The following is a 24,055-nucleotide window of genomic DNA, read 5'->3' on the forward strand; positions in this document are numbered from 1 at the left end:
ATCGATTTATTTTAAGCGGGTGTCTCACTCGTCAACCTTTTTCCTGAAAATCCTTACGACTATCCCCACGGACAACGCCAGGCAGCTCCAGGCGAAAAAGTCGCCCATCCGGTTATAGACGGTGCGCCTGGTGCCGTATTGCACCTCCCCCGAAAGGAAGGTTTCCTTAAAAAGCGGGGTCATACCGCGGATGTGCCCCTTGCTGTCGATGACCGAGGAAATGCCGGTGTTTGCAGCACGGACCAGTGGCACCCGGTTCTCCACCGCCCGGAATACGGTCATGGAAAGATGCTGGTAGGGAGCCGACGACCTGCCGAACCAGGCATCGTTGGTGATGTTCACCAGGAGACGGCTGCCGGCGCGGACATAGTCCCGTGCCAGTTCCGGAAATATCCCTTCGAAGCAGATGAGAACACCGATCTCCCCTTTGCCGGTATTGAGGGGGACCGCCTTAAGCCCAGGGGAGAAATCGCCGATGCCCGCCACCAGTTTGTTGACGAAGGGGAGCAATCTCTGCAGCGGCACATACTCCCCGAAGGGCACCAAGTGCATCTTATCACTCCGGCCCAGCACCTCCCCCGCTGGCGAGAGAAGAAAAGCGCTGTTCAGGTAGCGGATGCGCTCGTCTTTTTTCTCGAAAGCCGGGCTGCCCACCACCAGGCAACTTTTAGTTTCGGCCGCAAGGGCCTTCACCCGGGCTGCATACTGCTCTTCCGTCTGGAAATAAAAGGGAAGAGCGCTCTCCGGCCAGACAACGAGCGTCCCGCCACCGGCGCAGGCCTTGCGGGTCAACCTTTCGTAAATGCCCACCGTCGATTCCTGAAAGGCGGGGTCCCACTTCACATCCTGGGGAATATTCCCCTGTACCAGGGCAACCTTTAGGGACTCCCCCTGCTCTGCCTGGTTCAGCCGGAAAAAGCCGTAACCGATGGTCAGCGCCATGAGCACCAGGAAAATACTCGCGCTTCGGGCAGGATAGGCGACGGGCTCCTTCCGCACCAGTCCCTTGATGATCTTGTAGATGATAACGTTGGCCAGTGCAATGAGAAAACTGACACCATAGACACCGGTGATGTCGGATATCTGGATCAGGGGCAGGGTCCGGTATTGGGAATGGCCGAGGGAGGCCCAGGGAAAGCCGGTCAGGACAAAGGCCCGGATGAACTCTAAGCCTACCCACAAAAAAGGAAATGTAACAACCGCAGGAATTCCTGCCCTTTCGCCACGGTTGATCAGGTAAGCTACAACGCCTACATAAAGGGCGACATATGCGGACAGAAGCAGATAGAGGCAGAAGCTGACGGCAAGAGGCAGCTTTCCGTAGGTGGTCATGACAATATTGACCCAGTACAGAATGCCGCCATAGGCAGTGAGTCCGCAGACAAATCCAAGTCTGAAAGCAATCCTCGGCTCGTTTTTGCCCAGTGCCAGAAAAAGCGGCACGAAAGCAAACCAGGCACAGATGGACAGCCCCGGCCTTGGGAAGGACAACGCCAGAAGAATTCCCGACACCACCGCCAGCAGATAGTCCCGGCGGGGAACGGTGTTGAAGTCGGCCATATGGAATCTGCGGTAACCCACTAGCCGGTTGTCTCCTCAGCAGCGCCTTTCCTGGTGATGCACACTCGGCTGATGCGCCGTTCGTCGGCTTCCAGGACCTTCATATGCAAATGGTGGTTATCCACCTCCTCGCCGTTGACCGGGATGCGTCCGAGCAGGTGAAATATGAGGCCGCCGACCGTATCGAATTTTTCCCGTTCCACTTCTATCTGGAAATGCTCCTCCAGCTCCTCTATAGGCAAGCGGGCATCGACGATAACAGAGCCGTCCTCTTGCTCCACGAGCCACTCCTCCTCCAGGTCATATTCGTCCTGAATATCCCCGACAATCTGCTCAAGCAGGTCTTCGATGGTGACAAGTCCAGAGGTTCCGCCGTATTCGTCGATCACAATGGCGATATGCACCCGCTTTTTCTTGAATTCGTGGAGCAGCTCTTCGAGATTTTTGCTCTCCGGGATGAAATAGGGGGTACGGATGATTTTTTTGAGAACGATGGCCGAAGCATCCATGCCCCAGTACTTGAGCAGGTCCTTTGCATAGATGAGACCGATGATGTTGTCCACGGTCCCTTCGTATACCGGGATGCGCGAGTGTCCACAGGCAATGATGGCGGACAGTATCTCCTTGACGCCGGCATCGGCACTGACACAGGCCATGTCCGTACGCGGCACCATTATTTCCCGCACCACCGTGTCTCCGAGGGTAAAAATCGACCGAATCATCTGATTTTCTTCCTCGTTGATCAGCCCCTCTTCTTCTCCGGCATTCATCAGTTCCTGTATTTCTTCTTCGGTCACGCGCCTGCGGCCGGAAAGAAAGCGGCTGACGATGTCAATCAGACCTGGGCCCTTTTTGCCGTTGTCCCCTTCCAAAAATAGCTTCCCCCGTTTTTTAAGTGAATGAGAATCTTCATCCGGCGATTTTGAACAGAAGCAGCACCGCCAACGTTATGCCGGTCCCGGTCAAGGCACCGAAGACAACTTCGCGGAGCGAATGAATGTTGAGTAACAGCCGGGAATGGCTGACCATGGTCGCCAGGGCAATGGTCAGCAGCGATACCATCGGGTCTTTGGTATTGAGTGAAACCGCGGTAGCGATGGAAAACGCCAGAGCAGCGTGGCCGCTGGGCAGACCACCGTGCAGGGGCGTACCTCTGCTGGTGCGGGTTTTGATGATGATAACCACGATGACCACTATCAGCATGGAAACCAGGGTCCCCATCTCCGTAGGGGTTCCTATCATGCCGAGTACCTCCTTGTAAACCGGAAAGATGTATTGGGAGAGGATCAGGTACCCCATGATCGCCGTGCCGATGGCGGCGACCAGCACCGCCCCGGCCGCGGTATCCTTGGCTATTTTAGCCAATGGGTGGTATTCCGGTGAAACCAGATCCACAACCACCTCGATGGCGGTATTCATCAATTCGGCAAAAAGGACGAAAGAAACCGACAGTGCCAAAAGGATAAATTCCAGTGCCGTGACATGGAGGAAAAGGGTCGCCACCAGCACGGCCAGCGCGGCCAGAAAGTGGTTGCGCATGTGCTTTTGGGTCCTGGCTGTGTAAAGGATTCCCTCTATTGCACAGTTGGCGGAATCAATGAAGCGGGTTGGCTTAAGGGCCGACCCCGTCGGCACATTATCCGTACCCGGTGCGCCATGCTCTTTTATCGGCTCGTCAACAGCCAATCAGACCAGCCCTTCCCGGCTCAGGTTATGGAAGATCTCCCGCTCGCGTGCTTCCATGCGGGCGGCTTCCGCCTCACCGCTGCGTTCGTGATCGTAGCCGGTTATATGGAGAATCCCATGCAAAAGCAGGAATGCAAGGCGTGCAAAAAAAGGCATGCCTCCCTCTTCCGCCTCCCGCGCAGCCGTATCGGCGCAAATGATCACGTCCCCAAGCATCTGGGGGTTGAGTTGACTGAAATCACCTTCATGCATGGCAAAGGAAATGACGTTGGTCGTCCTATCACGATCCAGGTAATCGCGGTTGATGCGGCGAATGGCCCGGTCGCCGACGATGCTGATGGATAGCTCGCTATCAGGACATCCCAAGTCGCTTAAGATCCTCTCCGCCACCCTTCTTAACCTCTTCGCTTCTATCGGCCGGCGCCTTTGCCGATTCGCTATCGCTATCTTCAATGGGTTTCTTTCCTCCGCTTGCTTTTTCCTTGTAGGCAGGCTCCGGGTAGTCAATGCGCTGATGGTAGATACCGGCAAGAATACCATTGAAACTCTTGGCAATTTCATGCAGGTTCTTCAGGGTCAGTTCGCACTCATCCAGCTGCCCGTCGATAAAGATATTGTTGATGATCTTCTGCACCATCCCCTGGATCCTGGCTGGGGTGGGATCGATCAGAGTCCTGGAGGCCGCCTCCACGCAGTCGGCCAAAAGAACCAAGCCGGCTTCACGAGTTTGCGGCTTCGGTCCCGGATAACGGAAATCCCGCTCATCCACCGCTTGCAGATCGGTCGCTGCCAGCCCTTTCGCCTTCTGGTAGAAAAAGTTGATGAGAGAGGTACCGTGGGACTGACGGATTATATCGATGAGCGGCTGGCCGAGACGACTTTCACGGGCGAGCTCCACCCCCTCCTTCACGTGGGAAATAAGGATGAGAGCACTCATGTTCGGCGAAAGCTTGTCGTGCCTGTTTTCGCCACCGCCGACGTTTTCGATGAAATATAGAGGTTTGCTGATTTTGCCCACATCATGATAATAGGCGGCAACCCTGGCCAGGAGCGGATTGGCATTGATCGCCTCGGCCCCGGCTTCCACGAGATTGCCCACGACGACGCTGTGATGGTAGGTGCCGGGAGCCCTGATCATGAGCTCACGCAGGACCGGACTGTTCAGATTGGCCAGCTCCAGCAACTTGATGTCGGTCGTGTAATGGAAAAGGGCCTCTATAAGCGGAATGGTCCCCGTGACGCAGACGGCATTGAAGATGCCGCCGAAACCGGCAAAAACGACGCAATAGGCGGTCTGAACAGTGAAGGCGCTGTCGCTGAAGAACTGGAATGAGACGGCCATGGCGATATTGACGACGCTGACCTTCAATCCTGCCACGTAAATGGCGCTGCGCTCCTTGCATTGGCGAACTCCGTGGGCACCGACAATGCCGCTGAGAAGGGCATAGATGACCACCTGCAGACTGCTGTTGAACATGATCCCAAGAAGCGGAGCACAGACGGCGCAGTAAACAAGGGCCACTTCGGAATTGAGGATAATGCGGACGATGATGACGCTGGCGGCAAAGGGGAAGACATAGTAGTAGTCGGCCGTGTCGATGAAAGGGAAAAGGCTGCCCATGGCCGTTGACACAACAGAGGCAATTTTCAGGACAATGAAATTGCCGATGGTCATCAGCGTCAGGAGCAGGATGTCCTTGGTGGAAGGGTTGAATTTACGGATGTTCTTGAGGGCGAACCGGTACGGGAAGTAAAAGAGGACCAGCACCAGCCCGAAAATGCCGACTCCCATGAAGAATCTTTGAATGCCGCGGGACTCAAAGATGCTGTCCAGCTTGGTGGCCTGTTCCTGGGTGACTCGCTCGCCGACCCGGACGATCATCTCTCCCCTTTTCACCTGGAAAAGGACCGGACGCGTCGCCGAACGGGCTTCATGTTTCAGCTGCTCTGTCGCCTCACGGTCAAAGGTGAGATTGGGTGAGACCATCCGGCTCACTATCCCCTTAAGCAATGCAACGTCGCCCGGTGAACCGGACAGCGCCAGCTTCTTGCCCAAAAGAGCCGTGCGCGCCTCGTCCGCGTCCATATACAGGGAATAATCGCCGGCAGCAATGTCACGCTTTGTCTCCAGGTCCCTGACGACGAGACCGTGCCTGCGGTCATCGCCGAACTGCTTATTGTCCTCGACGATCTTTTGCTGGTAAAGCGCTGTGCTGATGCGTCCCAACTCCATCTGCAACGACTGGTCCGCCACGAGCCTGACCAGCGCAGCGACCTCCCTGCCAGAAACGTCCTGCATCAACAGGTGACCAACATTTTGGCGGAAACCATCTCCTGCGGTCTCGTCACGCTCCACTGCCCGACGTATGAAGGCAATGGTACTTTCCAAGCGGCGAACCAGGTCAAGGGAAGCCGCGGAATTGTAGTTGTAGACGAATGGGGAAGCAGCCTCCGCCTCGGAGCGCTTTTTCTCGGTGAGGAGCCGGTCCTCGATGAAATAGTCCTGGGTCGCCCGGATATCCGAGGTGGCTATGTCCCCGACCTTGTATTTGACTGCCAGGAATTGATAACTGGGGATGATGATGAAGGTGATAAAAAGCGCCGTGAAGAAAAGCAAAATGAACCGGCAGCGCTTTTCCTGCCTGGAATCGGAGATCTTCTCCAGGACCGAGGCAAGACACTTCTCGCCGAGAAGGATAAGTGAGCCTTTGGTTTCTCTATCTTTGTTGCCGCTTTCAATGGGCATTATCTGTGTTGTTCCCGTTGCTCGGCCGCCGGCTGAACAGGCGTCCGATTGTCAATGGCAGAACGTTTTCCGGTAATAGCCGCAGGACTTTCCGCAAAAACTTCCGAAACAGGCAAGCCTTGAATATAGCCTTATCAACAAGGAGTGTCAACTCAAACCATTGGCCGCTCCTGTGGGTAACTTAATAAAACTACTTCCATTTCGGGGAAAGTGTGCTATATAAACAGGGTTGAAATTACAGACATCATGTCTGTGAAATAATTAATAAGGGGGGTATGATGAGCCAGATTACCGATGTCTACGCCAGGGAGATTCTTGATTCCCGGGGCAATCCAACACTGGAAGTGGAAGTTTTCCTGGAATCCGGATCCATGGGAAGAGCTGCCGTCCCATCCGGTGCCTCTACCGGTGAAAGGGAAGCACTTGAACTACGCGACGGCGACAAGGGGCGCTACCTGGGCAAAGGGGTGCTCAAAGCCGTTGCCAACGTAAACGATATAATAGCCGAAGAAATCATCGGCATGGAAGCAACCGACCAGGTGGGAATAGACCGGAAAATGCTCGAACTGGACGGAACCGAGTACAAAAGCAAGCTCGGCGCCAATGCCATTCTCGGGGTTTCACTGGCTGTGGCCAAGGCCGCAGCGGATGAGGTAGGTCTTTCCCTGTACCAGTACATAGGCGGAGCAAACGCCAAGGAACTGCCGCTGCCGATGATGAACATCCTCAACGGTGGCGCCCACGCCGATAACAACGTCGATATCCAGGAATTCATGATCATGCCCGCCGGAGCAAAGAACTTTGCCGAAGCGCTACGCATGGGTGCCGAGATATTTCACGCACTTAAGGCAGTCCTCAAAGGTAAAGGATACAACACCGCTGTCGGTGATGAAGGTGGTTTCGCACCCAACCTGAAATCCAACGAAGAGGCGCTGCAAGTGATCATCGAGGCAATACAGAAGGCCGGATTCAAACCGGGTGAGGACGTGCTGCTTGCCCTGGACGTGGCTTCCTCCGAATTGTTCGACAAGGAGAAAGGCGTTTACACCCTGGAGAACGAAGCAGAACCCAACAAAACCCCGGCCCAGATGGTGGACTTCTACGAGAACCTGGTCAACAAGTACCCGATCATTTCCATCGAAGACGGCATGGCCGAAAACGACTGGGAGGGCTGGAAACTGATGACCGAGCGCCTGGGCAAAAGGATTCAGATCGTCGGCGACGACCTCTTCGTCACCAATCCGAAAATCCTCAAAGAGGGCATCGAGAAGGGTATCGCCAACTCCATCCTCATCAAGCTAAACCAGATCGGTACCCTCACCGAAACCCTCGACGCCATCGAAATGGCTAAGCGGGCCGGCTACACCACAGTCATCTCCCACCGCTCCGGGGAGACGGAGGACACCACCCTTGCCGATCTCTCCGTGGCAGTTAATGCCGGACAGATCAAGACCGGCTCCCTCTGCCGCACGGACAGGGTCTGTAAATACAACCAGCTCCTGCGTATCGAGGACGAACTGGACGCAGTGGCCCTCTTCCGCGGTAAAGAGGTCTTTTACAATCTGAAGAAGAAATAGCAGTTTTCTGCCACAACACCAAAGGGTAGTTCTCCCTAAAGAGAGCTACCCTTTTTATATTTGGGGGAATCAGGCGACTGCATAACCTACTGTAAATGCAACAAATTTACTGCTTGACTATAACCTGCGCGGTAGTATCATATAATCAAAAGCAGGAAATGATCTTTCGCAAAATGGTGTTACATGGGGCGACGCTGAATAGGCAGTTCATACTACATCCGTCATGAGCGTAAAAACCTCTGGAAAAAGGGGAAGCAGACCCGGAAAAGAATTGGGTGGCCCTGCAAGGAGCACGTAATCCGATTCCACCTGCTATCCACCGTCGGATATGTAGAAAGAGCCCGTATGTAACACCAGAAACACAGGCGCCCGGATGAAAGTCCGGGCGCTTTTGTTTTGGATATCTTAGGTACGTGGCCGCATGCGGGCAGCCTCAAGAAAAATCCTGCCGAGAATAAAGTCGGATGCGACGCTGGTCAACAGCCCTAGCGGTATGGCTACGACAACCGCAAGAGATATCCCTGAAATCAGATTTAGAATACAGAACGGCTTGAGCTTACCCCCGAGTGGGTCAGGCAGCCGAAGCAGCCGGTAACCGAAAGCCGCCTGGGCGGCACCTGAGGGCACCATGAGCAGCATGGCAAAAGGAGCGTCCACTTCCTGGAGTTGCCGGCTCAGCAGCCCCAGCGTGCCCATAACCGTCACAATAATGTTTATCCAGAGCAGCACCTTGACCGGCTTGTCCACCGCATGAAAGTCATAGCTGCCGTTGAGATAATCCAGCAAGGTCAGCATGACGTAAATAAAGAGCAGTGTGGAAATCAGTGTCGTGACCGCCTGGGCGACGCGGGCACTATAGCTGTCATCCAGTGCCAGTATCAGTGAAAATAGGAAGAGAGGAACAGTTACGACGGCGTTGGCAACGGCAAGTCGGCCCGCCCTGGCAAGCCGTTCAGAGGTCGGTATCATCGTCACTCGCAAAAGGGCTTGTATCCCACTTCCAGAATGGTAAAGGAGGCAACCCCCGCAGGCCTTTTCACCACAACCTCGTCCCCTTCCTGTTTGCCCAGCAGGGCTTTTGCCATGGGCGAATCGACGCTGATGTAGCCCCTTCCTGGATCGAATTCGTCTGGCCCCACTATCCGATAGACGACTTCATCCCCTTCTTCGTTTTCAAGCCTCACCCAAGCGCCGAAAAAGATCTTTCCCTGCCGTTCCGGTTGGTCTTCCACCACCGTCAGGACATCTAGGCGCTTCATGAGAAAACGGACCCGCCGGTCGATCTCCCGCAGGCGTTTCTTACCGTAGATATACTCGGCATTTTCCGAACGATCCCCTTCAGCGGCAGCATCGGAAACCGCCTGCGTAACCCGCGGGCGTTCCACCTTCCACAGGTATTCGAATTCTTCCCGCAGGCGCTTTGCCCCCTCGGCGGTAATGTAATTGGCGTTGGACATGGTCGGCTCCATAGGCGCTGCAACAATTTGACAAGGTCAGACAACCAGTCACATTAAACAAAATAAAGTCAGCGCCTGTAAATTTAGATTTTTTATTAAAGTTTTTATCGGACCGTACGATATGTACCCTGTTGGGACTGCTTCATTGCTGATATCTTGTCCCGGAGGGCATATGAAGGTGATGGTATGTTACAATGATAATTCTTATGATATTGTTGAAGACTATTGTCTGGATTACTTGATCCGAACGGGCAATATAACAGGGTTCTGCCGGTCCGACAAGTGGGTAAAGATCGGTATCGATCCGGTCAGGGATGAAAATTCCTCATTTGAGAGCTACGTGGGAAAGGAGAGGAGGAAATCCCTTCACGAGAAAATCAGTGCGGAATAGGGATGTGCCCGAATGAAAGCGGCCACTTACTGCTCCAGAAGGATGTAATCGGCGCCGTCAGCCTCATCTTCCGGAGCCAGCTCAGGAAATTCCGGTAGAATCACCTTGCATGAGACATCCGAAACACGTTCAAGCTCGGCAGGAATGCCGCTTTTCAAGGCATGCCCCGCTCCCGTCAGAACCACCATGGTTTTTCCATCATTCTTACTCAAGTAATCCACTATTTCCGACGCCATGAAGGAATTCCACAGTCTCTGGGCCTCGCAGAAATGGGTAAAAGACTTGTCGCTCTTGTTGTGGGATGAGTAGACCTGTCGTATGAAGGCCATGTAATCGGGGTCAACATTGCAGGTTACCCCTTTTGGTATCTTCTTCAATTCCTTTTCCGACAGGGCGGCGAATCCCCGGCGAGCCACTTTTTTGGGTATTTTCGGGTCAATGTTCAAACCTATCAGCGGTATCCGGTGCTTCCGGGCATACAGAAGAATTTCGCTGTAAAGGGGCCACGGCATCTGCCAATTCCTATAGTAAAGCCTGATAAAGCTGGATTGATCCAGGGTTCCGCTCGTCCAGCGATCAAGCTGCCGTTGACTGTCGGTGGTGAACATCTCCATACCGACGGCAATGGGTGTCTCAGCCTGGCGATAGGCGTTGATCACCGCCAGCTGCAGCTGATGATGTTCAGGGCTGTCATGGGATTCGCCGATCACCACCACGTCGGTGCCCTTGAGGTCTTCGAGCATCTGTCGAAAGGTGATGGTCTTGCCATCGCTGGCCCGGTAAACGGGCTGATCACTGGTGATATGTCCCGGGGCGGGAAAAGCGGTAAGACAAACAAGAAGGAAAGCTGCAAGAAAGGCTGACACCATTGGGCAAGACATTCGCATTCGTTTCCCCCCTTAGCGGTTCGGAACCACGCGATTCTGTCATGGTGACTGCAGTTGCAGGATTGTTTCGTAAATGCCGCGGGGGGTCGATTCTACGACCACGACCTCCTTCCCCAAAGCATCGTGCAGATCGTCAATACTCAGGTCATCCAGGAAAACCCCTTCCCCTTCCTTAAGCATAACATCCGGTATGACAATTACATCCCCCAAAGGCACTTTCTTCAGCGCTTCCACCACGTCTCCACCGGAAACAAGACCGGTAACGGTGACCGTCTGGCCGAAAAGCCGATTCTTGATCGGTATGACGGTGAAGGCTATGCCTGTCTTTTCGGCAAGACGGCCAAGGAAGCCCTTAAGATAGGGATAGGGGGATTCTCCCGTGACAACGGTAACCGCTAAAGGTTTCAGCCTTTCGGCGTCCAGAATTACTTCGTCTGCCTGATCCAAAAACAGCGGCACCATGCCGACGCCATTTTCGATCTGGGGAAGGTCGCCATAGGCGGCAAGTGGAGGAAAGGCAACGTTTCCCTTGATGTAGAATTCATCGGCGAAGAAGAGAAATGGCTCGCCTAGACGCTCTGTCAGCGCGGCCATGTGCGGCTGCCAGTGGGCCAGGAGCCCTGCGGCGTACTCCTTCGTCACCGGCTGCAGGCCCGGCAGCCCCTTGCGGTGCATGGTCAGTCCTACCGGCACTACCGCAAGAGAAGCCACAGCAGGGTAAAGCGCAGACAGATCGGCAACGGTCCGCTCAAAGATGGGCCCGTCGTTGAAGCCGGGGCAGAGAACCACCTGGGTATGCATGGCAATGCCGGCTGCCGCCAGATCCTTTATTATGGGAAGAATGGGAGGAATCCCCGCCTTGCCCAGCATCCGTTCCCGCACCGCAAGATCCGTGGCATGAACGGAGACATAGAGGGGTGAAAGCCGCTGGGACTTGATCCGCTCAAGATCGCCATCATGGATATTGGCCAGGGTCACGTAGTTGCCGTAGAGGAAAGAAAGACGGTAGTCCTCATCCTTGACGTAGAGGGGTTTCCGCAACCCCTTGGGCAACTGGTGGACGAAGCAGAAAACGCACTTGTTGCCACACTGTGCCGGGACAGGTGCCTGGAAAACCAGCCCGAGCGGCTCCGATTCATCCCGTTCCACTTCTATTTCCCAGACCTCGCCGTCTCTTTTCACGACCTCCAGGGTCAGCTCCTCATCGGCCGAGAAATAGTTGTAATCAATGATGTCCCGTAGCGTGTGGCCGTTGATGGCCACCAGCCGGTCCCCAGCCTCTATTTCAAGCTCTTCGGCAAGGCTTTCCGGCACCACATCCTCTATTAGCAGGCCTTCCATCATGCACCCGTATAATACGCCGTGCTCCGGTAGTAATCGAGCAGCGAGCGGAAAAAGACATTGAGCACGGCGGTCACCGGCACCGCCAGCAGCATGCCGAAGATGCCGAACCATTGGCCGCCGAGGAGCAGGGCGATGATGGTCACCACCGGATGCAGCCCCACCTTGTCGCCGACGATTTTCGGCGTAATGATGGTCCCTTCGGCTGCCTGAACCAGTATGAACCATCCCAGGCACAGCAGGGGATGGAGAAAATCGTGAAATTTGAGAAAGGCCATGAGCATGGAAAAGACGATGCCGAAAAGGGTCCCCAGGTAAGGGACGATAAAGAGAACCCCGGCCATGGTACCGATGAGAATGGCCAGGTCAATGCCGATTACATAGAGCCCGATGCTGTACAGCACGGCCAGTATGGCGCAGAGCAGCAATTGCCCGCGGACGAAAGCGGAAAGAACCTCATTCAGCTCAGCCGCTCTCCGGCAGACTCCAGGCCGGTGCCGCTCGGGGACAAGGTTCAGCGTCGCGGCCTTCAATTCCGGCATGTCCTGAAGGAAATAAAAAAGATACACTGGAGTTATACAATAGCCGAGTATGGAAAGAACGAAGGCAAGCGTGGAGCTGAAGGCCCTGGTGACGACGGCAAAGCTCTCCTTGAAGAGGCTGAAGGATATGCTTCGCAGCCGGTCCAATGCTTCCGTCAGATGCCGATAGGCCTTTTCCGGAGTCTCGATATCCAGGTAGGCCTTCACCCCGGCAGGTATGTAGTCATAGAGCCGGTTTGCGTACTCCGGGAGGTTCAGCTCAATGGAGCCCAGCTCCCCCTTTATGGAAACGACGAAGAACACCGTTGCCAGTGTGGCCAGAAGAACAAGGGCGAAAAAGACGATAATAATAGCGAGGGTCCGGTTCACACCTCTTCCGGTGAGCAGCGCCACCAGCGGGTTGAGGATATAGGTGAGAATGAGGGCGATGAAGACCGGAAGAAACACGGTGCCTGACAGGAATACCACCGCCAGAGCCGCAGATACGGAAAGCACGAATGCAATCAGAAGTTTTTTGTCACTGATCATGGTTGATCCCATTGGCTGTGGCTGAACTGCGCAGGCAGCAAGGATAGCGCAGCCCCGCCCCTTTTACAAACAAAAACAGGGAAGACCCCGCCGGGGTAATCCCTGTTTTTCCATCCCTATTGATTGCAGTACTACTATTGATGCAGTCTGAAAGAACCGTCCACGGAAGTTATGCTGGAAATGGCATGCTTATAGATGAGAAGATCGCCCTGTACTTCCATGAGCACCGAAAAATTGTCGAACGACTTGATATAGCCCTCCAGTTTACTGCCGGCCATGAGCTGGACGGTAACCTTGACCCTCTCCTTGCGTGCCTGATTAAGATACTGATCCTGGATGTTGAAAGGTGCTTTTGGCATGGTCCTCTCCTCTTTCAAAAAATTCAATCACATGGTTACAAATAGTAGCAAATGCCGCAGGATATTCAACCCATTTAATCCCATATTCTTTATTAAACCAGGTCATCTGCCGTTTCGCATAACGCCTGGTATCCCTTTTGATCAGCTGCACCCCCTGGTCGAGGGGGATCTCTCCTGCGAGAAATGAGCATATCTCCTTGTAGCCGATGGAGCGCATTGCCTTGAGATCCCTGGTGTAGCCCTGCCGCAAAAGCTCCTCCACTTCCGCGATCAGCCCCTGCTCCACCATCTCCTCGACCCGGCTCTCCACCCGGTCGTACAGTTCCTGCCGCTCCACCCTGATCCCCAGCATCAGGCAATCGTACAGCTCATCGGCAAAGCCGTGATCCTCCCTGAACTCGGACATGGGACGCCCGGTCTGCCGGTATACCTCCAGTGCGCGAACGATGCGGACCCGGTCATTAGGATGCAGACGCGCGGCGGTAACGGGATCGACTTGGGCCAGCTGCTGCAAAAGCCCTTCATTGCCGATTTCATCCGCAAGCTCGTTCAGTTCACAGCGAATCCGCTCATCGCCGCGGGGCGAATCCACCAGTCCCTGGAGCAGGGCACGGATATACAGCCCCGTCCCTCCCACAACGAAAACGTTCTTGCCGCGGGAATGGATGTCGGCAATGGCCTTGCCGGCCTCACGGCGGAAATCGGAAGCGGAAAAATTGACCGCAGGGGTGACGATATCGATCAGGTGATGGGGAACCCGCCGGCGCAAATCAGCAGAAGGTTTGGCAGTACCGATATCCATCCCTCTGTAAACCTGCATGGAATCGGCATTGACTATTTCGCCCTCAAAACGCTCGGCAAGCCTCACCGCCAGCTCGGTCTTTCCGGAGGCAGTAGGCCCGACGATGCAGACGACCTTGATTTCCTTTTCACTCTTCACTCTTCACCCTTCACAACGTTACCGCTTGAACATCTTTTCGATCTCCGCCAGGGTCAGCTTTTGTGAAACAGGTCTGCCATGGGGGCAGTTGCTGGAAAACTCGGTGGCATCCATCTGCCGAAAGAGCGCTCTTATCTCCTGATTGCTGAGGGGATGGCTGCCGCGAACAACGCTGTGGCAGGCAATCCTGGCCAGGATATCTTCAAGAACATCCTGAAAGGAGCGGCTTCGTCCCAGGCTCTGCAACTCCTCGAGGATGTCGCGTAACGTCGTGAGATGGTCCCTCCCCGCAAGAATCTGGGGCACCGCCTGTACCAGCCAGGTTGAGCCGCCAAATTCCTCCAGGCTGAAACCGATCCGGGTCAATTCCAGAAGGTGTTCCCGGATGGCAGCACCTTCCTTGAAAGAAAATTCGACCGTTTCTGGAAAAAGGAGCCGCTGGGAAGCCACACCCAGGGAAGCGAACTGGGTCTTCAGCCGCTCGAAGGCAACCCGCTCGTGGGCGGCGTGCTGATCTATAACGATCAGGTCGGTGCCGTCCTGGCAGAGGATATAGGCCGCATTGAACTGGCCGATGACCATCAGGCCTGAGAAGTAGCCGCATGGCTCTGGATCGGCAGGTGCCGCGTCCGCTGTGGGCTGGGTGCTGAGAAAGGGCTCCTTTCTCCCGAGAACGCTGGGGCGCTGGGCCTGCGGCATGCTGAAGGTCTGTTGTGCGGCTTTTGGCGGAGTATAGCGGGCCAGTGATTCCCGCACCTCGCCGATTCTCGCTGCCGCTGCCGGTGATGCTGCCGTCTTTATTTCCGTCACCGGCTCCCTTTTTACCCAAGGAGTAGCGCGCAGCACCGATTCCACCGCCGCCTGGATGCAGTCATGCACCCGCCCCTGCTCCCGGAAGCGGACCTCGTGCTTGGTAGGATGGACGTTCACATCCACTTCCGCCGCGGGAACCTGGATAAAGAGCACCACCACCGGGTAGCGCCCCCGCTCCATGAAATTACGGTAAGCCTGAAGCACGGCATGCTGAACGACCTTGTCCCTGATGAAGCGGCCGTTGATGTAAGTATAGAGATGGGAAGCGGCGGACCGGCTGCATTCGGGCTTGGCAACCAAGCCAGTTATCTGCACCTGTCCGTCCCCGTATTCAACGGGGTAGAGATCCCGGGAGATGGCCCGCCCGAGGAGGTTCGCCACCCGTTCACGCAGATCGGTGTTGAGAGCGCGAAAGACCGTCTTGCCGTCGTTGGTGTAGATAAAGCGGACGTCAGGGCGGGAGATCGCCAGCCGGGTGAGAAGGTCCCCCACGTGGCCTGCTTCCGTATCGCTGCTTTTCATGAATTTTAGGCGGGCCGGGGTGTTGAAAAAGAGGCTCCGCACCGAAATGACCGTCCCCTCGGCCATGCCGCATGCCTTGACCTCCTTGATCCGTCCCCCCTCCCCATAGATCTCGGTCCCTTCCAGCGACCCCTTTTCACGGGTCGCCAGGGTAAAACGGGAAACGGATGCCACCGAAGGGAGCGCCTCGCCACGGAAACCCAGGGTAGCCAGGCTGAAAAGGTCGTCGTCGCTGGCAATCTTGCTGGTGGCATGGCGTTCCATGGCAAGAAGCGCATCTTCCCGCGTCATGCCGCAGCCGGTGTCGGAGACCTTGATCAGCCGCTTCCCCCCCGCCTCTATCTCCACCATGACCTCGTTGCAGCCTGCATCGAGGGCGTTTTCCACCAACTCCTTCACCACCGAGGCGGGGCGTTCAACCACCTCGCCGGCGGCAATCTTGTTGGTCAACTGTTCGGGAAGAATCCTGATTCGCGTAGCCACTGCTCACCTCGTGAAAATGTGGCCAAGATACCCCATCGCAGGTGACTTTGTAAAGAAGGTAACCGATGTTATCCTTTGCCCTCCATCCTTTTGATGCTACAATTCCATGCGAAGATGCCAAACCACCTGCCGGAGAACTGACCATGATCCAAAACCCCCACCATACCATCTGCCGCAAGGACTACACTCCACCAGATTACAAGGTTGAGAAAGTGGCGCTACGCTTTGAGCTGAACGAGGAAACGACCCGGGTTGTCGCCCAGCTGAACATGGCGAGGAACTCCGACACCATCGGTGTCATGCAGCCTCCCCTGGTGCTGGACGGGCACCGCTTCACTCTGCTGGAGATCAAGCTGGACGGCATGGTTCTTCCACCTGACCGCTACACGGCCAACCGGGGACAGTTGATCATCGACCGGGTTCCCGAAACCTTTCAGCTGGAAATCACCACCGAGCTGCGCCCCCAGGATAATACCTTCCTGGAAGGGCTCTACCGCTCGGGAGGGATGTTCTGCACCCAGTGCGAAGCCGAGGGATTTCGTTCCATCACCTATTTCCCCGACCGCCCCGATGTGCTGGCCGTTTATACCACCACCATCGTTGCCGACCGTGAGCGTTACCCGGTGCTCCTCTCCAACGGCAACCCCGTTGCATCCGGGGATCTGGAAGGGGGGCGGCACTACGTCACCTGGCACGATCCCTTCCCCAAGCCCAGCTACCTCTTCGCCCTGGTGGCCGGCAATCTGGTCTGCCTTGAGGATACCTTCACAACCCGTTCCGGTCGCACCATTGCCCTGCGCATCTATGTCAACGAACAGAACCGGAACAAATGCAGCCATGCCTTACGATCGTTGCAGAAGGCCATGAAATGGGATGAAGACACCTTCGGCAGAGAATACGATCTGGATATTTACATGATCGTCGCCGTGGACGACTTCAACATGGGAGCCATGGAAAACAAGGGGCTCAACGTCTTCAACTCACGCTACGTGCTGGCCAGCCAGGAGACGGCCACCGACGATGATTTTCAAGCAATCGAAGAGGTCATCGGCCACGAATATTTCCACAACTGGACCGGCAACCGCATCACCTGCCGTGACTGGTTCCAGCTCTCCCTTAAGGAAGGGCTGACCATCTATCGCGACCAGGAGTTCTCCGCGGACATGGAATCCCGGGGGGTTAAACGCATCGCCGACGTCCGCTACCTGCGCACCGCCCAGTTTGCCGAGGATGCCGGTCCCATGTCCCACCCGGTCAGGCCGGAATGCTACATGGAAATCAACAACTTCTATACGGTCACCGTCTATAACAAGGGGGCCGAGGTGATCCGCATGCTGCGCACCCTGCTCGGGCCGGAAGGGTTCCGCCGGGGAATGGACCTATATTTCCAGCGCCATGACGGGCAGGCCGCCACGGTGGACGATTTCGTCCAGGCCATGGCCGATGCGGGAGGGATCGATCTTGAGCAGTTCAAACGGTGGTACAGCCAGGCAGGAACCCCTGAGCTGCACGTGGAGGGGCAGTTTAACTCCGGAGCAGGGACCTATCGACTCACGGTCAGGCAGCGTTATGGAAAGGCCATCGAAGATACACCGAAGGAACCCTTGCATATCCCGCTGCTCATGGGACTCCTGGACCAGGAGGGGCATGAGCTGACTCTGACGCTTGATGGAGAGAAAGGACCGGGGTCTACCACCCGGCTGCTGGAACTCCGCAAGCCGGAGGAACATTTCACCTTTACCAACCTTTCTTCGCCACCGGTGCCGGCGCTGCTGCGGGGATTTTCCGCACCGGCTCGGCTGGAATATCCATACAGCCACAGTGACTTGGTCCTGCTCATGGCCCACGAAACCGACCCCTTCTGCAGGTGGGAAGCCGGGCAGCAACTGGCCATACAGATCATGCTCGCCCTGGTGACCGATTGGCAAGTCGGACGGCCGCTCGAGCTCGACAAAGGCTTTATCGGCGCCTTCCGGGAGACCCTCACCAGCAAGGAAAAGGATCGGGCTTTCCTGGCCGAGGCACTGACCCTCCCAAGCGAAGCCTACCTGGCTGATCTTATGCCCGTAGCCGATCCCGACGCGGTTCATGTGGTCCGCCAGTTCGTGCGAAAAACCCTGGCTGCCCAACTCAAGGCGGAATTCCTGAACGTCCGGACCACCTGCCGCCCTGCCCGCCCCTATGCAGTTGACGACGGACTGGCCGGTGACCGGCGTCTGGCCAATCTCTGCCTTGCCTATCTCACCACTCTGGACACCCACGAAGAGGTCAAGCTCTGTCTCGACCAGTACCAATCGGCCGACAACATGACCGACACCATGGGAGCCCTTGGCCCCCTCGCCTCTTCGATCTCACCGGAAAGACAGACTGTGCTCGAGGGATTCTACCAGTGCTGGCAGCATGAGCGGCAGGTGGTCGATAAATGGTTCACCCTGCAGGCAACCTCCAGCCTTCCCAACACCATTGCCCAAGTGGAGAGACTGCTCAACCATCCCGCTTTCGAGTTGGCCAACCCCAACCGCTTCCGTTCGTTGGTCGGCGCATTCTCCCAGGCGAACCAGGTCCGGTTTCACGACAAGAGCGGTACCGGCTATCGGTTTCTTACGGATCAGCTGATCCGACTCATCCCGCTCAACCCACAGGTTTCGGCCCGGCTGATGTCACCACTCACCCGCTGGCGCAGGTTTGATGAGAAAAGGCAGTCAATGATGCGGAATGAACTGGAGCGGATCAGGGCACTTCCCAATCTGCCGCGGGATGTGTATGAAGTGGTGGAAAAGAGCCTCTCGAACTTCTCTTGAAAACCTGCACTCATTTCCATCAAGACATGACTTGATGCCTCCAATGAAAAGACTGAAGTTGCCGATTTGAAAACCGGTAGTTCTCCTTAGGACAAGGCAACCGGTATTTATTGACTTGAATAAAGCTTCATTATCCATTAAATATTATTTCCTGCACAATATTTACCGTATCCTAAGGAGGGGTTACATGACCACCAGAAGATTGGCATCTCTGGCTGCGACGGCTGGATTGGCACTGTTGTTGTCTTTTCCGGTTCTTTCCACTGCAGCAAAGGGTAAACCGAGCGCAAAGGTCAATGGTGACGGCAGGGAAAAATGCTTCGGCTGTCACGAAGAAGTCAAGGCTCTCAAAGAGGGCTCAAAACATGCGAAACTAGCCTGCAACACCTGCCACGACAAGCTGAAGGAACATTTGAATAACGCTGAGACCAAACCGGTCACCATCATCGATGCAGCCCTTTGCGGCAAATGTCACAAGGATGAGTATGTCAGTTCCATGCTGGTGGATTATGAAGCCCCTGCCCGCAAGGAAAAAGGGATCCCGGGGGGACGGTCACCGGTGATGGACAAGCTGCTAGCCCCCTACGGCTTCACCATCGAGCATAATGAGCCGCGCGGCCACGCTTTCATGGTCACCGACCAGTTCGTCGTCGACCGCTTCGCCGGCGGCCGCATCCAATACAAGCAGCGCTGGGCCGGTGTGGACCAGGTGGGGAAAACCTGGGACATCCTCCAGGACATGGGTCCTGACTTCAAGATGGCCGAAACCGCCAAGGCGGGTAATCCCACCTGCATCCAGTGCAAAACATCCGATCACATTCTGAAATGGAAGTTCCTGGGCGACAAGGATCCCAGGGCCAAATGGGACCGGACCTCGGACATCATCGCCGTAGCCAAAGATACCAACAACGTGGTCGGCTGTATCCACTGCCACGACCCCCATGGAACCCAGCCTCGGATCGTGCGGGACGCACTGATCAACGAGATCGACAAGGGCGCGACCATGTTCGCCAAAAACGGCGTTACCGATCTCAAGGTGATTTCTTTCCGTGATGGCTTCCGCAAGATCGGTGTCATGAAGAAGCCCGACTCGCGCATGATGTGCGCCCAATGCCACGTGGAATACGCCTGCGGCAAGGGTTTCGAGTTCGACAGCGGCAAATCTGTCGGCTACGATGATCAGCGGACCAACCATATGCCCCTGAAGCAGGTCAGGGAACTCCTCGACCACTACCGGAAGCTCAATTACTACGACTTCAAACATGCTGTAACCGGCGCGCGGCTGGTCAAGCTCCAGCACCCTGAAGCCGAAACATACGCCGGCAGCATCCACGAAAAAGCGGGTGTCACCTGCGCCGACTGCCATATGCCGGTCATGAAGAACAAGCAGGGCAAGAGCTACAAATCACACATGATGATCCGCCCCCGCAACCATGTGAAGGAATCCTGCCAGGGCTGCCATCCGAAGTGGACCGCCGAACAGCAGCTCTACCAGATCGACGCCATCGAAAACTACATCAGGGGCAAGATGCGCAAGGCGGAATACTGGCTCGGCCAGCTGATCGACACCTACGCCGCGGCAAAACGCTTCGGAGTGGATGAAGCGACACTTGCCAAGGCCCGTGAGAAGCATGAAGAGGCCCATGTCCTCTGGGAATGGTGGACAGCAGAGAACAGCGACGGTTTCCATAATCCCGACCTGGCCAGGGACAGTCTTGCGGCGTCAATCACCGCCTCCAAGGAAGGTGTGGCGCTCCTGAACAAGGCTCTGGACGAGCGGGGCAAGAAGTAGCCGAATAAGAAACGGGCGGCAGCCGCTTTGGCCGCCGCCCGTTTTTTCAGGCCGATCAAAATCCCCACCTGCTTCATCAACCTCCCCATCAGGAGAGGTTATCCTTGTCCCCCGACACATGGGGAAATATCTCGTGATGCACCTCATGATGGCTTTCCAGAATCTTGCCGCAGCTGGCACAAAGGTATTTTTCTCCCTTGGTCGTATACTCGCTGCGTTCGCAATCTGGACACCAGATCCTTACCTCGCAGGTATTCTGACTCTCTTCAGCCATGGTAACTCCTTTCCGGTCCCCGGTGCATGAATTGGCTAAAAAACCCCTTCGTCCCTCCATGCACGTCGCTGGACCTCAGTTTTACGGCAAGATCGCGGGCTATTGCCGCTGCGCCGATAATGGTCCCTGCAGTATCGATGATCGGCGATAAGCGCAGTGATACCTGCAGCCGGGATCCGTCCTTTCGTACCCGCTCCGTGTGGAACGGCGGGACGCGCTCCCCCCTGCTGATCCTTTCCAGGATATGGATTATCTCATCGGTCTTCTCCGGCGGTGCCAGGAGGGTGATGGGCCTGCCGATGATCTCATCCGGCATGTAGCCATACATGGCCTGGGCGCCATGGTTCCAACTGGTGATGATGCCTTCAAGCGTCTTGCCGATTATGGCATCGTCCGAGGAGTCAACGATTGCCGCCAGGAAAGCCTGTTCCTGCGCCAACTTTTTCCGTTCCGATATATCCTCGGCAATGGCAACGAAATTGGTGACCAAACCTTCCTGGTCCTTCACCGGCGACAGGTATACCGATTGCCAATAGGGCTGCCCGTCCCGTTTTGTCGCAGCCAGCTCTCCGTGCCATTCCTGACCGCCGGCTATGGCTTTCCAGACCTGGCTGTACATGTCGAGCGGCATTTTGTTGGGATCGAGAAAGTCGGGCAGCTTTCCCTCCACCTGGGAATGATCGAACCCGGTCAGTTCCGTAAATTTCGGATTGACGAACACGATCTTGCCCGCAGCGTCGGTGATAATGGTCATGACCGGGCTGAAGGTCACTGCCCGATACAGCAACCTGAGCTCCTTCTCTGCAAGCCGCTGTGCCGTTATGTCATGGAGGGTGATAAGCCAGGCGGGTTTTTCCTCCCAGAGAGTCTGGGAGACGCTCATTTCCACCGTCTGCATCTTTCCGTCGGGCAGCTTTATGGTCAATTCCTTCGACTCCTCAGGAGAGAGGGGGAAGCGGAACGGCAGACCGATCATCTCATTGGCCCGGCGCCGGAAGATCAGGAGGGCAGCCTCGTTGACAAAACGGATGATACCCTCCTGGTCGGCGATAACGATCCCCTCCACACACCGGGCGATAATGTGGATAAGCCGGTCCCTGCAATGCTCCAGCTCTTCAATGCTGGTATGTACCTGCTCCGGCGGTTTCTGCATTGTCTCCCTCAGACGGAATCCTCGCCATGGCTTTTCCAATCCCTGTTACAGGGGATGACGGGTATTGATAAGGATATCCTGGATATAATCCAAATGTCGCTCCTCCTGGGCCAGGTTGCTTTTGACCACCTTCAGCACATGGGAGGGGAAAGGCTGGTCGGCCGCCTCCTGGTACTTCTTGTTGGTCAGTTTCTCATTGGTCTCCATGGCCTCTAAAGCCCCTTTGGTACTGGTGATGCTTCTCAAAGCGGTGAACCCTTCGATCAGGTAGCCTTTGAAGTCCGGGGAGGGTTTTGCCGGCTCTCCGCCAAACTCCCTGACCAAGGCCGACAGGTTCCCCACGTGGCTCTTGTGATCGTCCTGGAAATCCAGCAGTTTCTGCTTGATGTCATCATATTTGATATGTTTTACAGCCTGCCCGTATGCCTCAATGGCATCCACATCCAGCTTGATCAGATCGTTCAACCGTTCTATGAGCTCCGCCCTTTCCATAGATCCCCCTTTTTGCGCCAATAGTTGGAATACATTAATTTTAACCCCTATCCCCGCTAAGGCAATATGTGCCGGACAGCCACCCCTTCCCTTACAAGGAATTTACGTTAAAATGTATTCATTACATCGATGGAGGTCACCATGGCCGGCATGGATGGGAAAGGAGCATTTACCGGTGCATCGGGCACAGGCTCGGGTGCCGATGACTGTCTCAAAGTGGAGGCAGTCCTTTCGCAGTACGCGGAGCGCATGTCCAGGAAAACCGGCATTAGCCGTCGTGCTTTTCTATCGACAGCATCGGGGATGGCGGCATTTTTCCTTGCCGCCAATGCCGTGCACGGTCACCTCTTCATGGTAGAGCCGGCGGAGGCATCGGACCGGAGCGCAGCAGCCGAAGCCGCCAGGCGACTGAAGAATCAGTTCGTTTTCGATATGCAGACCCATTTCGTCAACGGTGCCTACAGCGAAAAAAGGATTCTATCCCTGCGGGATGAAGCGAAAAAATGGAACCGGCAGCTTTTGGGGGAACATTCGACCCTGGATTGCATGCGCTTTGGGCCCTTCGTTAAAGAGATATTCATGGAGAGCGATACCACCATGGCTCTTCTCTCCAGCGCACCGGCAGACGATCCCGGCAGATGGTTCCTTCACAATAGGGAGGTCGTCGATGCACGGGCAAAGATCAACTCCTTCGCCGGTTCCCGCCGGATGTTCGCCAACGCCGTCTTCACCCCCGGCCGAAGCGGCTGGCTCGACGGAATCCGCATTGCTGCAGAGCGAAAGCCGGACTCCTGGAAAGGCTACCCGGTGGGGACCCCCTTCGGCCTCTCCAAGTGGCCTTGGCGCATGGATGACGAAAAGAAAGTTTACCCCGGCTACCAGCGCATCGCCGAATCTGGAATCACCACCATTTGCATCCACAAGGGATTGCTTCCCGCCGGGCATCAGACCCTCATGCGCCCCAACTGGCGCTACGCCGCACCCGACGATATCCCCAAAGCAGCTCAGGACTGGCCCCAGCTCAATTTCGTCATTTTCCATGCCGCCTATCGCTCGGCAACGCCCCCCAGCAGCAAGGACGTGGATGCGTTCGAGCGCAGCGGCCATATTCCGTGGGTCAGCGAGCTGGCTGAAATGCCGAAGAAATACGGCATTTCAAACCTCTATGCGGAATTGGGCTCCGTTTTCGCCCTGACGGCGGTCTCAAATCCACGATACTGCGCCGGCATCCTTGGCACGCTCATCAAGGGATTCGGCCATGAGCGTGTCCTCTGGGGAACCGATTCCACCTGGTATGGCTCCCCCCAGTGGCAGATCGAGGCCTTCCGTCGCATGGAAATACCCGAGGACCTGCAGCGAAAGTTCGCGTTTGCGCCCCTGGGGCCGGCGGACGGGGTGGTCAAACGGGCGATACTTGGAGGTAACGCCGCCCGTCTCTATGGCATAAAGCCACCAGTGGCCGGCGTCGCCAAGGATGTCATCGGCGAAATGAAGTCGGGTCAACGAGCGCTTCACGCCCATGCCTGAAAAAATGGGTTCTTCCGAAAACATGGGAGGAAAGGCAGGCAGTCGCGACGTCGTCCGTTCGCTCTGTCGCCACAGCTGCGGACCTTGCGGTGCCGCCCGTGTAATGCCACATTGAGAGTAAACTCACGGATTCTCTCCGTTCCACATGCGGCGGGTGTCCGCTCGCCGCTGTAGCTCGTCGCTC

At 55.9% G+C, this 24,055-nt stretch carries 21 protein-coding genes; 5 read left to right on the forward strand and 16 right to left on the reverse strand.

The genetic code is table 11. The features are described 5' to 3' along the window. Positions 1–24 precede the first annotated feature (24 nt). Genes lnt through ML541_RS05370 form a run of 5 tightly spaced genes read right to left on the reverse strand, consistent with a single transcriptional unit; the run spans position 25 to position 5,992 of the window. On the reverse strand, positions 25–1,581 hold the full coding sequence (gene lnt, locus ML541_RS05350) for an apolipoprotein N-acyltransferase (RefSeq protein ID WP_243371453.1): 1,557 nt from the start codon (positions 1,579–1,581) through the stop codon (positions 25–27). Next, on the reverse strand, positions 1,581–2,432 hold the full coding sequence (locus ML541_RS05355) for a hemolysin family protein (protein ID WP_243371454.1): 852 nt from the start codon (positions 2,430–2,432) through the stop codon (positions 1,581–1,583). Before ML541_RS05355 ends, lnt begins: the two co-directional genes overlap by 1 nt. A gap of 37 nt (positions 2,433–2,469) precedes the next feature. Beyond that, positions 2,470–3,228, reverse strand: a complete 759-nt coding sequence (locus ML541_RS05360) for a diacylglycerol kinase (RefSeq protein ID WP_243371632.1) — start codon at positions 3,226–3,228, stop codon at positions 2,470–2,472. Positions 3,229–3,246: 18 nt separating this feature from the next. After that, positions 3,247–3,612, reverse strand: coding sequence for an rRNA maturation RNase YbeY (gene ybeY, locus ML541_RS05365; RefSeq protein WP_243371455.1), 366 nt, complete (start codon positions 3,610–3,612; stop codon positions 3,247–3,249). After that, positions 3,599–5,992, reverse strand: coding sequence for an HDIG domain-containing metalloprotein (locus ML541_RS05370; RefSeq protein ID WP_243371456.1), 2,394 nt, complete (start codon positions 5,990–5,992; stop codon positions 3,599–3,601). The genes ybeY and ML541_RS05370 overlap by 14 nt, the downstream gene beginning before the upstream one ends. Before the next feature lie 278 nt (positions 5,993–6,270). On the opposite strand from ML541_RS05370, the gene eno reads away from it, so the two are divergent. Further along, a complete protein-coding gene (eno, locus tag ML541_RS05375; RefSeq protein ID WP_243371457.1) occupies positions 6,271–7,569 on the forward strand; it encodes a phosphopyruvate hydratase in 1,299 nt (432 codons plus the stop codon). A gap of 405 nt (positions 7,570–7,974) precedes the next feature. On the opposite strand, the gene ML541_RS05380 is transcribed toward eno, so the two are convergent. After that, positions 7,975–8,538 (reverse strand): hypothetical protein, encoded by a 564-nt coding sequence (locus ML541_RS05380; RefSeq protein ID WP_243371459.1) that lies wholly within the window; start codon positions 8,536–8,538, stop codon positions 7,975–7,977. A gap of 2 nt (positions 8,539–8,540) precedes the next feature. Next, positions 8,541–9,026, reverse strand: coding sequence for a transcription elongation factor GreB (gene greB / locus ML541_RS05385; protein ID WP_243371460.1), 486 nt, complete (start codon positions 9,024–9,026; stop codon positions 8,541–8,543). 172 nt (positions 9,027–9,198) lie between these two features. Here greB and ML541_RS05390 point away from each other — a divergent pair, with 172 nt between their 5' ends. After that, the gene (locus ML541_RS05390; protein ID WP_243371461.1) at positions 9,199–9,417 is read left to right on the forward strand and encodes a GSU3473 family protein; all 219 of its coding nucleotides are present in this window, start codon (positions 9,199–9,201) and stop codon (positions 9,415–9,417) included. Positions 9,418–9,443: 26 nt separating this feature from the next. Here ML541_RS05390 and ML541_RS05395 read toward each other — a convergent pair whose 3' ends face one another. The 6 genes from ML541_RS05395 to mutL form a co-directional block, all read right to left on the reverse strand. Beyond that, entirely contained in the window at positions 9,444–10,304 is an 861-nt protein-coding gene (locus ML541_RS05395) for a ChaN family lipoprotein (protein WP_243371462.1), read from the reverse strand. A 39-nt stretch (positions 10,305–10,343) separates the two neighbouring features. After that, on the reverse strand, positions 10,344–11,645 hold the full coding sequence (locus ML541_RS05400; RefSeq protein WP_243371463.1) for a DUF512 domain-containing protein: 1,302 nt from the start codon (positions 11,643–11,645) through the stop codon (positions 10,344–10,346). Then, positions 11,645–12,715 (reverse strand): AI-2E family transporter, encoded by a 1,071-nt coding sequence (locus ML541_RS05405; RefSeq protein WP_243371464.1) that lies wholly within the window; start codon positions 12,713–12,715, stop codon positions 11,645–11,647. Before ML541_RS05405 ends, ML541_RS05400 begins: the two co-directional genes overlap by 1 nt. Before the next feature lie 134 nt (positions 12,716–12,849). Further along, positions 12,850–13,074 (reverse strand): RNA chaperone Hfq, encoded by a 225-nt coding sequence (hfq, locus tag ML541_RS05410; RefSeq protein ID WP_243371465.1) that lies wholly within the window; start codon positions 13,072–13,074, stop codon positions 12,850–12,852. Further along, a complete protein-coding gene (gene miaA, locus ML541_RS05415) occupies positions 13,034–14,014 on the reverse strand; it encodes a tRNA (adenosine(37)-N6)-dimethylallyltransferase MiaA (protein WP_243371467.1) in 981 nt (326 codons plus the stop codon). Before miaA ends, hfq begins: the two co-directional genes overlap by 41 nt. An 18-nt stretch (positions 14,015–14,032) precedes the next feature. After that, positions 14,033–15,832 carry a DNA mismatch repair endonuclease MutL gene (mutL, locus tag ML541_RS05420; RefSeq protein WP_243371469.1) on the reverse strand — a complete coding sequence of 600 codons (1,800 nt, stop codon included), beginning with the start codon at positions 15,830–15,832 and terminating at the stop codon, positions 14,033–14,035. 143 nt (positions 15,833–15,975) lie between these two features. Between mutL and pepN the strand changes: the two genes are divergently transcribed. Then, positions 15,976–18,633 carry an aminopeptidase N gene (gene pepN / locus ML541_RS05425; protein WP_243371471.1) on the forward strand — a complete coding sequence of 886 codons (2,658 nt, stop codon included), beginning with the start codon at positions 15,976–15,978 and terminating at the stop codon, positions 18,631–18,633. Between the two features lie 187 nt (positions 18,634–18,820). Beyond that, positions 18,821–20,425: an ammonia-forming cytochrome c nitrite reductase subunit c552 gene (locus ML541_RS05430; RefSeq protein ID WP_243371472.1), complete on the forward strand. Its 1,605-nt coding sequence runs from the start codon at positions 18,821–18,823 to the stop codon at positions 20,423–20,425. 88 nt (positions 20,426–20,513) lie between these two features. On the opposite strand, the gene ML541_RS05435 is transcribed toward ML541_RS05430, so the two are convergent. The 3 genes from ML541_RS05435 to ML541_RS05445 are packed head-to-tail and all read right to left on the reverse strand — an operon-like array spanning position 20,514 to position 22,344. Then, positions 20,514–20,699: a hypothetical protein gene (locus tag ML541_RS05435; RefSeq protein WP_243371473.1), complete on the reverse strand. Its 186-nt coding sequence runs from the start codon at positions 20,697–20,699 to the stop codon at positions 20,514–20,516. Continuing rightward, the gene (locus ML541_RS05440; RefSeq protein WP_243371474.1) at positions 20,692–21,852 is read right to left on the reverse strand and encodes a PAS domain S-box protein; all 1,161 of its coding nucleotides are present in this window, start codon (positions 21,850–21,852) and stop codon (positions 20,692–20,694) included. The genes ML541_RS05435 and ML541_RS05440 overlap by 8 nt, the downstream gene beginning before the upstream one ends. A gap of 45 nt (positions 21,853–21,897) precedes the next feature. Beyond that, on the reverse strand, positions 21,898–22,344 hold the full coding sequence (locus ML541_RS05445) for a DUF2383 domain-containing protein (protein ID WP_243371475.1): 447 nt from the start codon (positions 22,342–22,344) through the stop codon (positions 21,898–21,900). Between the two features lie 141 nt (positions 22,345–22,485). Between ML541_RS05445 and ML541_RS05450 the strand changes: the two genes are divergently transcribed. Next, positions 22,486–23,871 carry an amidohydrolase family protein gene (locus ML541_RS05450; protein WP_243371476.1) on the forward strand — a complete coding sequence of 462 codons (1,386 nt, stop codon included), beginning with the start codon at positions 22,486–22,488 and terminating at the stop codon, positions 23,869–23,871. The last annotated feature ends 184 nt before the right edge of the window (positions 23,872–24,055 follow it).

The sequence above is a fragment of the Geotalea sp. SG265 genome (assembly GCF_022808985.1).
Lineage (GTDB): Bacteria > Desulfobacterota > Desulfuromonadia > Geobacterales > Geobacteraceae > Geotalea.

Coding starts and splice junctions, on each gene's coding strand:
- ML541_RS05370 (WP_243371456.1), bottom strand. CDS start 5,992: ATGCCCATTGAAAGCGGCAACAAAGATAGAGAAACCAAAGGCTCACTT.
- eno (WP_243371457.1), top strand. CDS start 6,271: ATGAGCCAGATTACCGATGTCTACGCCAGGGAGATTCTTGATTCCCGG.
- ML541_RS05380 (WP_243371459.1), bottom strand. CDS start 8,538: ATGATACCGACCTCTGAACGGCTTGCCAGGGCGGGCCGACTTGCCGTT.
- greB (WP_243371460.1), bottom strand. CDS start 9,026: ATGTCCAACGCCAATTACATTACCGCCGAGGGGGCAAAGCGCCTGCGG.
- ML541_RS05390 (WP_243371461.1), top strand. CDS start 9,199: ATGAAGGTGATGGTATGTTACAATGATAATTCTTATGATATTGTTGAA.
- ML541_RS05395 (WP_243371462.1), bottom strand. CDS start 10,304: ATGCGAATGTCTTGCCCAATGGTGTCAGCCTTTCTTGCAGCTTTCCTT.
- ML541_RS05400 (WP_243371463.1), bottom strand. CDS start 11,645: ATGGAAGGCCTGCTAATAGAGGATGTGGTGCCGGAAAGCCTTGCCGAA.
- ML541_RS05405 (WP_243371464.1), bottom strand. CDS start 12,715: ATGATCAGTGACAAAAAACTTCTGATTGCATTCGTGCTTTCCGTATCT.
- hfq (WP_243371465.1), bottom strand. CDS start 13,074: ATGCCAAAAGCACCTTTCAACATCCAGGATCAGTATCTTAATCAGGCA.
- pepN (WP_243371471.1), top strand. CDS start 15,976: ATGATCCAAAACCCCCACCATACCATCTGCCGCAAGGACTACACTCCA.
- ML541_RS05430 (WP_243371472.1), top strand. CDS start 18,821: ATGACCACCAGAAGATTGGCATCTCTGGCTGCGACGGCTGGATTGGCA.
- ML541_RS05435 (WP_243371473.1), bottom strand. CDS start 20,699: ATGGCTGAAGAGAGTCAGAATACCTGCGAGGTAAGGATCTGGTGTCCA.
- ML541_RS05440 (WP_243371474.1), bottom strand. CDS start 21,852: ATGCAGAAACCGCCGGAGCAGGTACATACCAGCATTGAAGAGCTGGAG.
- ML541_RS05445 (WP_243371475.1), bottom strand. CDS start 22,344: ATGGAAAGGGCGGAGCTCATAGAACGGTTGAACGATCTGATCAAGCTG.
- ML541_RS05450 (WP_243371476.1), top strand. CDS start 22,486: ATGGCCGGCATGGATGGGAAAGGAGCATTTACCGGTGCATCGGGCACA.